Raw genomic sequence first — 13,070 nt, 5'->3', positions numbered from 1 at the left:
ATGAACTTGAGTGGAGCCTGCTCTATTTTGTATCAAACAAGGAAACTATTTCTTCAATTTTGAAAATAATACCACAGTATTTTTATCATATAAGTGCAAAAATATGAATTAATATTTAACACAATGATTTTTATAGAAATTTTTAATTTAGCGCATGCGAAAGTGATTCAATGATGATTTAGGTTAACCCAAACCATCATGGAGGGACTATTTAATCGGCAAGCTGGTAGGGTTTATAAACTGGCTCCCATACATTGTCAGCAAGCTCCTCCTCAAATCCTGCTTCATTAACTCCAGCAAGACCTTCCAATATCGCCTGCCTCCCTACCGCCTTTGCTACAGCAAGACTAATTGAGCGGAGATTTGCCAACGGAGGTAATAAATTAGTTGATTTATGTTCCCGCGCTGGAGAGCATTCGGCAAGAGCTAGTGCGGCAGCCTTAATCATGCCATCGGAAACTCGTTTTGCCTTAGAGGAGATAATACCTAAAGCTAAACCGGGAAAAATGTATGAATTATTTGTTTGGTCAATATGAAATTCTTTCCCATTGTACTTCACTGGCTCAAAAGGACTTCCTGTCCCAATTAAAGCACGACCTTCCGTCCAATTAAGCAGATCTTGTGGCACTGCCTCGCTATGAGAGGTTGGATTGGAAAGTGGGAAAATAACAGGGCGATCTGTATACTTCGCCATAGTACGCACTACTTCTTCAGTAAATGCACCGTGTTGTGCTGAAACGCCAATAAGGGCCGTGGGTTTAACATTGCGAACCACATCGAGTAATCCGATTTCCTCAGAATTGGTCACCTGCCATCCAGTCACTTCAGAGCGTTTGCGCGCAAAAGCGGCCTGATCTGCAGTCAATCCCATCCCCCCCTCAACAAGAAGTCCATATCTATCCACTGCATAGATGCGATCACCGGCTTCCTGATCACTTAATCCAGCATCTCTAAGGGCGCCACGTATTAATTGAGCAATTCCATGCCCCGTGCCACCAAAACCAACAAAAACGATTTTTTGCTCTATCAGCGGAATTCCAGTGACATTAATAGCAGAAAGTAAGGTCCCTGTTGCCATCGCTGCAGTTCCCTGAATGTCATCATTAAACGTACATAATTGATCTCGATAACGCGCCAATAATCGTGCCGCATTCACGCCAGCAAAATCTTCCCATTGTAGAAGAACATGCGGCCAACGACGTTTCACTGCAGATACAAATGTATCCACAAATTCATCATACTCTGCGCCACGAACACGATTGTGTCGCCATCCAACATAAAGAGGATCCGCCAATCGTTCTTCATTGTCCGTTCCTACGTCCAGTAAAATAGGCAAACAATATTGTGGTGGAATGCCAGCCAACGCCGTATAAAGTGCCATTTTACCAATGGGTATTCCCATACCTCCGGCGCCTTGATCACCAAGACCCAGAATACGCTCACCATCACTCACAACAATGCACTTAATTAAATCATAACGTGGATGAGATAAAATTTTTTCAATCAAATTCTTGTTTGGATAGCTAAGAAAAAGACCTCGAGGTTTGCGAAATATTTCGCTGAACTTTTGACATCCCTCTCCTACCACAGGAGTATAAACAATAGGCAGCATTTCCTCGATATTATTAATAATCAACGAGTAAAAAAGTGTTTCATTATTATCTTGGAGACCGCGTAGGAAACTGTATTTTTCTAATGAAGTGGACAACTCAGTCAATCCATCGTAGCGACGTTTTTGCTGCTCTTGCAAAGTACTCACTTGGGGTGGTAATAAACCGTGAAGAGAAAAGTCATCCCGTTCCTTTTCTGTAAATGCAGTCCCCTTATTTAATCTGGAATTATTCAGCAAATTATAACCTGTCAATTTGGTTTTAATGATTCCTTCTTTGAGATATTGAGTTTCCTGATCTGATTTTTTCATTTTTCAAGGTCCTTTTTAATGAAGTATCTATAACTGGAACTGCAAAAAACTGTTTATTCTGGCAAAGGTATCGATTCTCTATCATCGCCAGGTATTTTCCCAAATCTTCCTTCTTTCCAATCCAATTTTGCTTGCTCAATTCGTTCTTTAGAACTGGCTACAAAATTCCACCAAAGATATCGCCGTTGTTCAAGTGTCGCGCCACCCAGGATAATCATATGTACATCAGAGGTAGCGGTTATTTTGACTTCAACTCCTGTTTTAAGGATAAGCATTCTTGTAGCGTTATAATTGAGTATTTTCTACAGTTATCGTGCCACTTAAAAGATGAATTGCTCGCTCTTCTACTGTGGATGGAATGCTAAATTGAGTAGCAGGTTTTAGTTTGCATTCCACAAAAAGTGCGTCATTGGGAGTGATAACTGATGATTTCAATCCCATCCATTCCCCAGTAACAACCCGCAAACTCATATTTTTATCATCATTATATGTAGGAATGGCACTTTTATCATAATGCGTAAATGAAGGATTGGTTTCTTCTTTGTGAAGAGCCAATGCTAGCCAGCATTGAATTCCAAAAAAATGATGTGGATAAAAACGAGCTTCTTGTGGTGTACGCTCTGAATGAGCAATCCCTCGTCCAGCAGTCATTATGTTCACTTCACCAGGAATAATAATTCGATGACTGCCAAGTGTATCCCGATGTTCCAGTTTCCCAGAAAATAGATAAGTCATGGTTGATAAACCAATATGTGGATGTGGAAGTATATCAATTCCCTTGCCCGGAAGCAGTTCTTCGGGGCCTGCTTGATCCCAAAAGACAAAGGGACCTACTGTCTTTTTCTCCTTAGAGGGAATTATGCGATCCACTTTAAATCCACCCAGATCAACCGCTCGCGGGAGCAACGCTACACTAATTTGCTGCGGACATCCTTGAGTTTCACATACCGGGTCCTTTGCATTAAAATAACTCATTCTTGGTATTCCCCCTGGATGACTCTAGACCTCAATATTGCGCACTGACCTATTTGAACTAAGCATAGCTCAAATTAAGAATTAAAGAGAGTGCTGAAAAGTCATACGCTTTTAATGTACCACCCCGTTTAGATTAAATTGAAACCATCATGTCCCCAAAATACTCCAACAGAGTTTTATGGCTATACTTAATAGTACTTTAAGTCAAGAAATGGATAGCATATGAACACTCATCGTTTGGACTTTCCAGAATTAATCAGGTTTCTTTTCAAAGTGATGGTAATTTTTTTGTTTTTAGGTCTCTTGAGTGCAACATCGTTCGCAGATCAAGCTAAGGTAATAAAAAATCCTGACGGTTCTTCAGTAGAAATTAAGGCTGACGGCACCAAAATTATTACCAATGCAGACCATTCTTCCGTGGTAGAGAAAAAAGATGGTACCAAAATTATTACTAATACTGATGGGTCTATGGTACAAAAAAATCCTGATGGCACCAAAATTATCACTAATGTGGATCATTCCTCCGTAGTCTATAAACCAGATGGAACCAAGATTATTACCAATGCAGACGGTTCATCAGTACAAATTAATCCTAATGGCAAGGAAATTGTTAAGGATCCCAAGGGCAAAGTGCTCAACTAATTCATTAGAGATCCTATCTTCCTAAAAAACTTTTTCTCTTGCTTTTAATCAGATTTTTTACAAGTTTGATTAAATTTTGCTGCAAATTCATCCAACATATTTTGTTTCAACTTGGTGTTACCTGCAGCGACATAAGAAATGAATAATTGGTTAAAGCATGACTGGAGCGCCCCCTGATCAGGCATTTCTTTGGTATCAGCAATAGTCCCTAAATCAATATAATCCAATTTCAGCTGTGCATTTGAGTCCACGTTATAATATGCTTTAGCAACACAGCAAATGGCACATGCGGCCAAATCATCATATGCTTTAACACTAGGATCAGCCCCTTTAGATAATGCAACCAGATCATAGGCGGTAAGATTTTGACTAAAGATTAAGTGATTATTGACTTCTGACACGTCTTGCAAGCCTCCATTACAACGATCGCCGCCAGCCAAAGTTTCAAGATCCAAAATATCTGCATTTTTTCTCTTTACTCGATGGATGGCAGTAAAGTGTCCTGTGCCGCCACCACTATTAACAGTGTAAAGCCAATATGTTCTCTCTCCAGCATTAAAGAATTTATAATAGCTGTAGCCTTGTGATGAGTCTGAAAATTCGGGATCTTGCCAATCATAACCTATATAACCGTTTGCAATGAGCTTGGAATTTTGTCCTTTCATCACATATTTTTCTTTTGCTAGCCCGCATTGATTCAGATCAATTACAGTTCCTTCCATATTAAAGAAACACAAAGCGTCGATAGGCTTGTCATGAAACATAAAATCAGCAGGAACAGCTGCCCAAATTTTTACAGTAAATAGATATGAAAATAAAAAGAAACCAAATGTTCTAAGCAGCATTTTAAAATTATTCCTCAATCAATTAAGCCTCTCGGCCCACAAAAGCAATCATGTGGTACGTTCTTGAATTTTATTTTACAGAATAAACCCTCCCTGTTTGCGCACCTTCGACACTTTTGCAAAAAGCCAGCGCAACGCGACTTGCTGGCACTGATTCAAAACCAGGAAAAAAAGGTGCATATCGACTCATTGATTCCGTGATGACCGTGGGACTTACTGCGTTAATACGAAGATGATGTGGCATTTCAATCGCGGCACTTTTAACAAAAGAATTGATTGCACCATTGACCATAGAGCCAGATGTGCCCATCAAAATTGGATCATGACTTAAAATACCGCTTGTTAAAGTAAATGAACCGCTCTTATTGATGTATTTAAGACCAACTAATACCAGTCTGATTTGTCCCATCAATTTACTATTCAGGCCGACAGCATATTGTTCTTCAGTAAAATTCGTTAATGTTTCAAAGTACACTTCCCCGGTTACCGAAACAACTGCATCGAACGAGCCTACTGATTGGTAGAGCGTCTCGATTGAATGGGTATCTCTAATGTCCACTTGAAAATCGCCATGTGTATGTCCTACGATGACTACTGTGTGACGCTGTGCCAGCTCTTTACAAACTGCTTCTCCTATTATGCCAGTTCCACCGACTACAATAATTTTCATTTGCTTTTCCTTTGCTAAAAATCGAGCCATCAAAAACATTAAATAATATACAGATACCCTTTTCAATAAGATCTCATTCTAGCCCATATAATTGTTCTAAGATGTCATCGATATCTCTTTGTGCATTAGAAAGTTCTGTAGCTGATTTACAATTCATTTTAGTTGTATCCGTTAACAATCTATAGGAGCGATGCAAATCCGTTCTTGCGTTAAACCAATATTCTTTTAATATGAACTGCCCACTGCGATCAACTAGCTTCGCAGATTCGTGGATTATGGATGAACAAGAGTTTGTTTGATCAACGCTTAACGCTTCGATTGTTTGAGACACGTCATGACATTGATTGGCAAGATAGGCTTTTTCTTCTTCAGGCATACTATAGGCTGAGCAGGATAATAAGAAAAAAGAAGTAATGATAAGAAGTTTTTTTAGCATTTGATCATCCTTTATCAATTTAAGTCCAAAATTTTCACACCGAATTCTTACATGAGATATTCAACTTTTCAATCTTCTTGATTTATTAATTCACGCTCCTCGATAAAAATTCAAATCGACTAGTAAGCTCGACCGATGTACAATAAACCCAATCATTGTTCAGTTTTAAGAAACGGTAATTTAGGTAAAGAATTAAGGGCATTTATTAAAGCGGGTAAAGCCGATGAACTCGTTAGTAAGGAAGTTCATACTGTTAGAGATTTTTTGGATGCGCTGCAACGGAAACAAAATCTGCAATTGCAGGTTTAAAATTGATTCATACAAGACCGAGCCAGAATCGATAGCAGAATGCATCAAAAATATCGAGTCTGAACCACCAACTTTTCAAAAAACACTCGAGGAAAGAGCATTTAAGTTTTTAATTTCCCCATATTCAAAATTACGATATATTCTGGATACTAATTAAAGCTCTAGCACAATTTGTAGATACCGCAGCAATGAATGGAACAATTCCATTTAGGCAAGAGCTTTATTTTCGATTAAGTCAGGACTTACGAAAAATCTCAAGGTCGGGGCAAAAAATGTTTTTAATGAGGGAGTTTAGATAGACTAAATGACCGAAGTAAAAACATTTTTTAACAAAGAGATTGGGGTTTTTCGTAAGTCCTGTAAGTAATAAGGACGATTATGCACCGATTTATGAATAAAGTTTTATGTAACATCCTGTTTTTAGTGAGCGCCTCTGTTTTTGCTTCCCCAATTGAAATCAATCTTGCCCCTCATCAATCAACTATTTTAACGAATACCAATAATCAAAAAATCTTTATGCTCTGTGAGGTACATGCCGTTTCAAGCGCAAAAAGCCAAATTTCCATTCAGATAATTCATGGAAAAGGCACATTCAATGGAACTACATTTAAACAAGGAGATTTTTTAGTCTCAACGCTAAGCAACCTGCAACAAATTCCGGTCTTGGCAGAAGCTGGCACTCAAGCACAGGTTAACAATTTAGGCGCTTATCCAATAAGAGCAATCTGTAATTCGAATAATTAGCTTAAATACGGGCTGGAATACTCCAGCCCAAGTTTAATGTGCCTATTTTCTCCAAGCGAATTATCACTTACCTCTGGGCTAACGCATCGTACCCGCGACTTTGGTCTTCCAGAGTGGCTATATCATTGCTACAAATATACTGTTTTAAGTGATTAAATTTTTCTTCAGGCCACGAGTAGATATCTAGATTGAGAAGACGTTGAATCACATCGTCTGAAAATCGTTTTTTTACCAGTTTAGCCGGACTACCCGCAACAACGCTGTACGGTTCAACATCTTTTGTCACCACGCTATTGGCAGCAATAATTGCGCCTTCCCCAATAGTAATACCCGGCATAATCATCGAGCGCATACCAAGCCAAACTCCATCTTTAATAATTGTATTACCCCTGCCTTGGTATGCCTGGACATAATTGTCTGCAAATGGATACAGACAAAACCAATCGGCTCGGTGATTATGATTTCCTCCCAACATAATAATCACCTCAGCGGCTATGCAAACATAATCACCTATGTAGAGCTGATCAATATTCCATTGGGGCTGCCAACTTCTTAAACTGAATTCATCCCCATAGAGGTACCTCACCACCGTTTCTTCAAAACTACCTGTCCAGGCATCACTGTAGTAACTGTGCGAACCTTTTATGTGAATATTGGGATTTTTTACGTTTTCGTGTAGGTACTCTACTCGAGACCAGTGTTTATCTTCCGTTTGCATCATGCTTATTGTCTTTTTATTTAAAAAAATAATTCTATCTAAAAAAGATAAAAAACTAAATTTATAAAAATTATATAGATTACCTACAAGACATTGGCTATTCTCAATAGGGAAATAATACCATTTACAATCACAAGGAGTGTCTCACTATGAATCGTTTCTTTTTAAAAGGAATCGGTATTTCCGTTTTTGCAATGCTGTGTTCCTTATCAACTTATGCTGACACTGCAGAAGACTTTCAATCTCGTTGTACAAATGCCTGGATGAAAAAAGCAGATGAAGTAAAAGACAAAGTAGATTTTAAGAATTTTGGTGAAAAATATTGTGGTTGTGCAGCAAAACAAGCATTAGATAATGAAGCCGCCATTCAAAAAGCAGCTCAGCTTTGTATATCAAGAACATTGCTTCATGATGCGATGGACTCTATAGAAGAGGATGTTGGCTTAGATAAAGCAAAAGATAGTGATATAGCGGATTATTGTCAGAACCGATGGGCACTGGTCATCCCCAAACAAACTGATGACGATAAAAAATTAATAAATACTTTTTGTGATTGTGCTAAACCCAAATTAGTAGATTTGCTCAAAAAATCCAATGATATGACGGACAAACAATATTATGCAGAAATTGATGGTGTTGCTGATACTTGTGCCGAAAGTACAGCCTCTTCTTCCAAACCTGCACCTGCAAATTAAGTAGCGGGTAAATTGCCTGGGTGAAGCGTAGCCAAACCCGGGCCACAATTTTTCTCATTGCTTTTCCTTTTGCTCATCAATCAAGTAGGGTCAGATACATTAATCGAAACGTTCTCTAAGAATAAATAAGGTTTTTTTAGTGAGTTAACCCACTTTCTCCCCCAACACATTTGGCAGGGGATAAATCTCTTAATGCAGGCAATTTTTTCTTTGGTGATGTAAATCATGCAGGTTCGAAACGCAATATGATATTCCAAACCGGCACCAATTTTCTTTGCTATAGCATCACAATCGGGTTCTACAACCTGTGTTGCCAGTGCTTCTGATGCGGCGAGGGATTCATGGGGAGTTAAATGACTATAGAGCTGGCTAAATTTATTGTCATAAAAAACCATTTCTTTCTCCAAGCAATAGGCATACCTGTCGCGAGTAAGAGTAAACTGACATTTACCACTGTATCTAAGATAAGTTGCATGTACATGAGCCGAAATTAAAAAAAGAAATAAAAAAACGATATGAGATGTTTTTTTCACAATACACTCCCTGTTTTAATGGATGGCTCCGTACTTCTGTCGAGTTGATGGAACTCCTTAAACTCACTATAAATGCTAATGCAACATTAATTCAACTAATCTATATGTTATGATAACACCTTGATAAATAGAGGTAATGCAATACATGAACTACACTAAATTCGGGTATAGGATAAAGCAATTGACGAACGGTTTGGGCTATTCCTGGCTCTTCTTACCTGGAGGTCCAGGCTTGGGATCGGAATACCTCACTGATTTATGTAACAAATTGCATTTGCCTGGGTCTATTTTTCTTTTAGACTTCCCCAAAGATGGCACCAATACTCAAGGTGAACTGGATATTCAATATTGGCAAGGCGGTTTAATTGATTTATTAAAATCCTTTCCCAAACCGGTATTGGTCACCCATAGTTTTTCAGGAATGTTGGCGTTAAACGTACCCGAGCTAAAACACCATCTGACAGGATTGGTATTAATGAATACCACGACCAAAAACAGTTTTTTCCAGCATGTAAGTACCATGCAACAGCTGCATCAGTTACCCGATTTGGTTCCAGCTGCCAGTCAATATCATTTGACTCCCTCAAATGATACCTATAAAGAATTTTGGAAGACTTATAAATATTATTGCTTTACAGCCGATGAATTGAAGGAAGGAGAGAAACTCATTGCTCTTTTTGCCTTTAATAATGCGGCTTATTATCATGCTATTGAACATTTTTATCCGGATTATTCCTGCAAATGGGTTCCAGAATCAATACCAACAATGACGATTGCCAGCGAAAATGACTTTATTTGTCCGCCCAAAATATTCGTTGAAAACCAAAGCTTCCAAGGAAAAAACAATATCAATAAAATAATTACTAAAGTCGGCCATTTGCCATGGTTACTTGCTTTTGAACAAGTTCAGCAGTGTTTTGATGATTTTATAATAAACCTAAATTCTGCAACAACGGATTTATAGAACGTGTTATTTTCATTTTTATTGGAGGAATAAAATGTATCCGGTAACAACCATAAGTGCTTCATTGTTGGCTCTAGCCTATGTTTATCTCTCAATCTATGTTGTGACCCTGCGTCGAAAACATAAAATTTCTATTGGCAGTAAAGAATGTAATGATTTGGAAAAAGCAATAAGAGCGCATGGCAATTTTGGCGAGTATGTGCCGCTTACGTTAATATTGCTTCTTTGTGCAGAAATAAATAAAGCAAATTGGATACTCCTATCCATCCTGGTTTTTTTCTTTGTCTTGGGGCGATTTTTCCATGCATATGCGTTTCTTCAGGAAAAGCATCATTTTAAATTTCGTGTCCGTGGAATGACTTTAACCTTTGGCGTGATAGGCTGCCTTTCATTTTTAAATTTAGGTATGCTCGTTCTAAAATGACATGTACAGTACTTACGAAAAAAACCAAGGTCGAGGCAAAAAATGTTTTTAATGAGGGGGTTAAGATATACTAAATGACCGAATTAGAAACATTTTTTAACGAAGAGATTGGGGGGGGGCGTAAGTCCTGATGTATAGGGATTTATATCCCTTGTGTGGGCTTGACGAAACAAGCCTATTACACTCATGACAAGCCCAATTTTCAAGATAATTACCTTGTTCCCGATTACTCGCTGAGAATCGTCTTGATTTGATTTCGTTGATTGAAATCATTATTTTTCTTTTAATGAGGAAGGAGGACAAGAAGGTAAGGTTATTTTCTTTTTGAATTAAGAGTCAACTATCAAATCTGTTTGCCTTTATTGCTTATATGCTCATCGCCTTCTTCTTTTGTCACATCCATTATATCTTCAATAATCTGCTGAAAACGATCTTTAAAATTAAAGAATCCGCTTGCACTTTTATTTGTTTCATACAATGCGTCCTGCTGCCTCTGTAGCGCTTTTGCATCAATTTTAGGGGCAGATAACATTTGAGTTAAGAGGGCAATTGTTTTCAGTGTCTCCTCATATTTTTTATGTTTATCTGCAATTAAACCTGTTGCAGACAGTTTGGAGCTGAACGAGCTTTCCTTATTGATTTCTGTTTGTAAGTCATTTGCATAAACTTCCAGATTAATTATTTTTTTACTTAACTCCAAACGAGTTTTATTTTCTGGTTGCTCAATATCCAACTTCATTTTTTGTTCAATTTGCAAAAAAAAATCTTTGCATTCCTGGGCTGTTGGCCGCTGCGCTTCGTCTTTGGAAGTCATTCTTTCTAGAAATGGTTTGATCATTAACTGATAATGATTTTTGTTAAATCAAAATAAGGTGTGAAGGATGAAAAACCGTATTTATTTAAAGGGGATAAGTCTTGATCTGTGGTCGATACAGATCAAGACCTATACCAAATTATCGTTGGTGTTGAAAAAATAATGTCTTATCACCATAATTTGATGCCAATAAAGGGCTTTCTAACATTAATGTTCCTATATGGTACTCTGTACCTTGATATTCGCCATATACTTCATAGATTGGTCCCATAGGTACTTGTAATAAAGAGACTCTGAAATCTTCCCTGGAGGTTTCAGGAATCAAATCTTTGACTAAGCCAGTTGGTCTGAAATAAAGTCGCTCAGGAAAAACTGGAATGCCATTATATTTACCTTCACTTGTCCAAGCCGCTAAATGCCATAGAGGCAGATTATTCGCCGGGTCACGAGTAAATTCAAAAATTTTCTCAATGGCAGTCAAAGTCCAACTGGTAGGATGCGGGATTTGATTGGAAAAATCTTTTGCAAAATAATTCCAATTCTCTTTTTGTCCTTCAAGCAAATTCATTACATGCAAATTAAGAGAAGAATGCTTGGAGATTAAAATTTTAATTGCCATTCCAGGAATGTAATTATCATCAGCGGGCGGAGTTGCCAGAGAAAGGCGCGCAACCCCAATTCCACCGGATTGATAAATGCCGGTGAATGGATGGCCCTCTGCAGGAATCAAAGCGATTTTCCCTACCGAACCATTCGCATGAATAATTTTTACTCGCCCTTCAGGCAGCTCATCACTGGCATAATCAAATGTAGGCTTTAAGTTAAACAGACCTTTTAATTTTTCGAGTACTTCATTAAAGCTACTGCCCGTTAATGGAGGTAATGAGTCTTCTGCATTACTTAAGATGATTTCATTCCATAGTAAATTTTGCTTTTCTGCAGCAGATAAATCCTGATAATTACAGGGTAACTGCGCATATAAACCAAAACTCATGAGCAAAAAAATGAGTCCATTTAATACCAAAGTCAAACAACGGCGCATCCTAACCTCCTTGCCATCAAAGTTTATTTTTGTGACAGAGTATACGAAATAAGGAAGCTTTTCTAATATTTTTTTGAGCAGTTTGTGGCTTGGGTGCAACGCATCAGGCGTCCGTCATCCCGAGCGGAACAAGGGATGACGGCATTGAAGTGATTAAGATTATGACTTCATAAAATGATCATAAATAGCACGACTTGCAAGGGCAATCGCCCGGCTGCGTGGGTAATCACTGGCTGATTTTGATTTGACATACACGGCAATTGCAATATGTCCTTTATTTTTGGGCAAAGTAATAATCCCAACATCACTGACAAAACGATACAGTTTTTTAGATCCGGGATATCTTAAATAATCCCGTTCATAAATTGACCAAGTTCCTGTTTTATGAGCTACCTTCACATTGGGTGGCAGTAACCCTTTTATTCTACTGCGGCCCGTGCGGCATTGCTCCATAATTTTCATTAGAAGATCGGTACTCGATTCTGAGAGTGCTTGCTTTTTATATAATTTTACGAGTAATTTTGCCATGTCATCCGGTGTTGTGGTGTCACGTATATCTTTTTGAAAACGTTGCCATGCTTGTTGCTTTTCTTTAAGAGGCACACGATTCGATATTTTTTGCCAGGAATAGACCGGTTGACGATTTTTTAAAAATGAATGATCGACGTGATTTGTATCCAAAAACATTTCCATAATCGATCGATTGATATAAGTATTCTTGAATCCTAATGCGCTCATTCGTTTTGCTACATATTTAGGTCCACTAGCTGCCTGCAATAATGCATCACTTGCACTGTTATCACTATTTTTGAGGGTATACATCAATATTTGTTTCAAGGAAATGTTCAGTTTTTTCTTTTCAAATAAATAATGCAATGCTCCAGAACCCGGAACCGAATTACGTGAATCCATTTTAATCACACGATCTAATGAATCTTTCTTCTCATCAACCCGATGTAAAAAAGCCATCGCAATGGGTAATTTGATGGTGCTCGCCATGAAAAAACGCTCTGAGCTATTATGTTCAATGATCTTATTTTTCTCTATATAAATGGCAGTAAGCCCCATTACGGTATTCGAGTTTTTTTCGATAGCTCGTAATTTTTTAATCAGCTCTGCATCACTTGGAGTAGCAAAGCCATTCACTGAAAACACAAAACCCAAAAGCCAACATAGTAAGGTACTTTTTTTCCTTAAAATATTGACGCATTGCGCCAGTAATTTTATTTTCATAAAGTATTTAATCCATTTCTGATTATTTTTATTCAATATTTTTAGCGTACATATCAGTAAATATGTTTCATACGGCATATTTCAACTCATATGTTCAATGTATGT

At 37.9% G+C, this 13,070-nt stretch carries 17 protein-coding genes; 6 read left to right on the top strand and 11 right to left on the bottom strand.

Features of this window, described 5'->3' with window-relative positions:
* Positions 1–211: 211 nt before the first annotated feature.
* Genes DGG96_RS05030 through DGG96_RS05025 form a run of 3 tightly spaced genes read right to left on the bottom strand, consistent with a single transcriptional unit; the run spans position 212 to position 2,896 of the window.
* On the bottom strand, positions 212–1,921 hold the full coding sequence (locus tag DGG96_RS05030) for an NAD-dependent malic enzyme (RefSeq protein ID WP_110141863.1): 1,710 nt from the start codon (positions 1,919–1,921) through the stop codon (positions 212–214).
* Between the two features lie 53 nt (positions 1,922–1,974).
* Positions 1,975–2,196, bottom strand: coding sequence for a pirin-like C-terminal cupin domain-containing protein (locus DGG96_RS21155; RefSeq protein ID WP_240610437.1), 222 nt, complete (start codon positions 2,194–2,196; stop codon positions 1,975–1,977).
* Between the two features lie 10 nt (positions 2,197–2,206).
* A complete protein-coding gene (locus DGG96_RS05025; protein WP_240610436.1) occupies positions 2,207–2,896 on the bottom strand; it encodes a pirin family protein in 690 nt (229 codons plus the stop codon).
* 222 nt (positions 2,897–3,118) lie between these two features.
* On the opposite strand from DGG96_RS05025, the gene DGG96_RS05020 reads away from it, so the two are divergent.
* Positions 3,119–3,538: a hypothetical protein gene (locus tag DGG96_RS05020; protein ID WP_110141862.1), complete on the top strand. Its 420-nt coding sequence runs from the start codon at positions 3,119–3,121 to the stop codon at positions 3,536–3,538.
* A 44-nt stretch (positions 3,539–3,582) separates the two neighbouring features.
* On the opposite strand, the gene DGG96_RS05015 is transcribed toward DGG96_RS05020, so the two are convergent.
* The 3 genes from DGG96_RS05015 to DGG96_RS05005 all read right to left on the bottom strand — a co-directional run bounded on the left by DGG96_RS05015 (position 3,583) and on the right by DGG96_RS05005 (position 5,489).
* On the bottom strand, positions 3,583–4,383 hold the full coding sequence (locus tag DGG96_RS05015; protein ID WP_110141861.1) for a hypothetical protein: 801 nt from the start codon (positions 4,381–4,383) through the stop codon (positions 3,583–3,585).
* Positions 4,384–4,453: 70 nt separating this feature from the next.
* Positions 4,454–5,053: a short chain dehydrogenase gene (locus DGG96_RS05010; RefSeq protein ID WP_110141922.1), complete on the bottom strand. Its 600-nt coding sequence runs from the start codon at positions 5,051–5,053 to the stop codon at positions 4,454–4,456.
* Positions 5,054–5,126: 73 nt separating this feature from the next.
* Entirely contained in the window at positions 5,127–5,489 is a 363-nt protein-coding gene (locus DGG96_RS05005) for a hypothetical protein (protein WP_110141860.1), read from the bottom strand.
* A 135-nt stretch (positions 5,490–5,624) separates the two neighbouring features.
* On the opposite strand from DGG96_RS05005, the gene DGG96_RS20755 reads away from it, so the two are divergent.
* Both DGG96_RS20755 and DGG96_RS05000 read left to right on the top strand, forming a co-directional pair.
* Positions 5,625–5,798 carry a hypothetical protein gene (locus tag DGG96_RS20755; protein ID WP_158618867.1) on the top strand — a complete coding sequence of 58 codons (174 nt, stop codon included), beginning with the start codon at positions 5,625–5,627 and terminating at the stop codon, positions 5,796–5,798.
* 378 nt (positions 5,799–6,176) lie between these two features.
* Positions 6,177–6,542 (top strand): hypothetical protein, encoded by a 366-nt coding sequence (locus DGG96_RS05000; protein ID WP_110141859.1) that lies wholly within the window; start codon positions 6,177–6,179, stop codon positions 6,540–6,542.
* A gap of 67 nt (positions 6,543–6,609) precedes the next feature.
* On the opposite strand, the gene DGG96_RS04995 is transcribed toward DGG96_RS05000, so the two are convergent.
* Positions 6,610–7,128 (bottom strand): CatB-related O-acetyltransferase, encoded by a 519-nt coding sequence (locus DGG96_RS04995; RefSeq protein WP_240610434.1) that lies wholly within the window; start codon positions 7,126–7,128, stop codon positions 6,610–6,612.
* Between the two features lie 281 nt (positions 7,129–7,409).
* On the opposite strand from DGG96_RS04995, the gene DGG96_RS04990 reads away from it, so the two are divergent.
* Positions 7,410–7,955, top strand: a complete 546-nt coding sequence (locus tag DGG96_RS04990; protein ID WP_110141857.1) for a hypothetical protein — start codon at positions 7,410–7,412, stop codon at positions 7,953–7,955.
* 80 nt (positions 7,956–8,035) lie between these two features.
* Here DGG96_RS04990 and DGG96_RS04985 read toward each other — a convergent pair whose 3' ends face one another.
* The gene (locus tag DGG96_RS04985) at positions 8,036–8,488 is read right to left on the bottom strand and encodes a lysozyme inhibitor LprI family protein (RefSeq protein WP_233590513.1); all 453 of its coding nucleotides are present in this window, start codon (positions 8,486–8,488) and stop codon (positions 8,036–8,038) included.
* A gap of 136 nt (positions 8,489–8,624) precedes the next feature.
* Here DGG96_RS04985 and DGG96_RS04980 point away from each other — a divergent pair, with 136 nt between their 5' ends.
* Positions 8,625–9,452, top strand: coding sequence for an alpha/beta fold hydrolase (locus DGG96_RS04980; protein ID WP_165831580.1), 828 nt, complete (start codon positions 8,625–8,627; stop codon positions 9,450–9,452).
* Positions 9,453–9,486: 34 nt separating this feature from the next.
* Entirely contained in the window at positions 9,487–9,876 is a 390-nt protein-coding gene (locus DGG96_RS04975) for an MAPEG family protein (protein WP_110141854.1), read from the top strand.
* A 343-nt stretch (positions 9,877–10,219) separates the two neighbouring features.
* Here the strand turns inward: DGG96_RS04975 and DGG96_RS04970 are convergent, their stop codons facing one another.
* The 3 genes from DGG96_RS04970 to bla all read right to left on the bottom strand — a co-directional run bounded on the left by DGG96_RS04970 (position 10,220) and on the right by bla (position 12,965).
* A complete protein-coding gene (locus DGG96_RS04970) occupies positions 10,220–10,690 on the bottom strand; it encodes a hypothetical protein (protein WP_110141853.1) in 471 nt (156 codons plus the stop codon).
* 139 nt (positions 10,691–10,829) lie between these two features.
* Positions 10,830–11,732 (bottom strand): hypothetical protein, encoded by a 903-nt coding sequence (locus DGG96_RS04965; RefSeq protein WP_110141852.1) that lies wholly within the window; start codon positions 11,730–11,732, stop codon positions 10,830–10,832.
* 159 nt (positions 11,733–11,891) lie between these two features.
* Positions 11,892–12,965, bottom strand: a complete 1,074-nt coding sequence (gene bla / locus DGG96_RS04960; RefSeq protein WP_110141921.1) for a class A beta-lactamase — start codon at positions 12,963–12,965, stop codon at positions 11,892–11,894.
* Positions 12,966–13,070: the final 105 nt, after the last annotated feature.

It is taken from the genome of Legionella qingyii, from assembly GCF_003184185.1.
The sequence above is the reverse complement of the archived record's forward strand: the minus strand, read 5'-3'. Positions and strand labels throughout refer to the sequence as shown.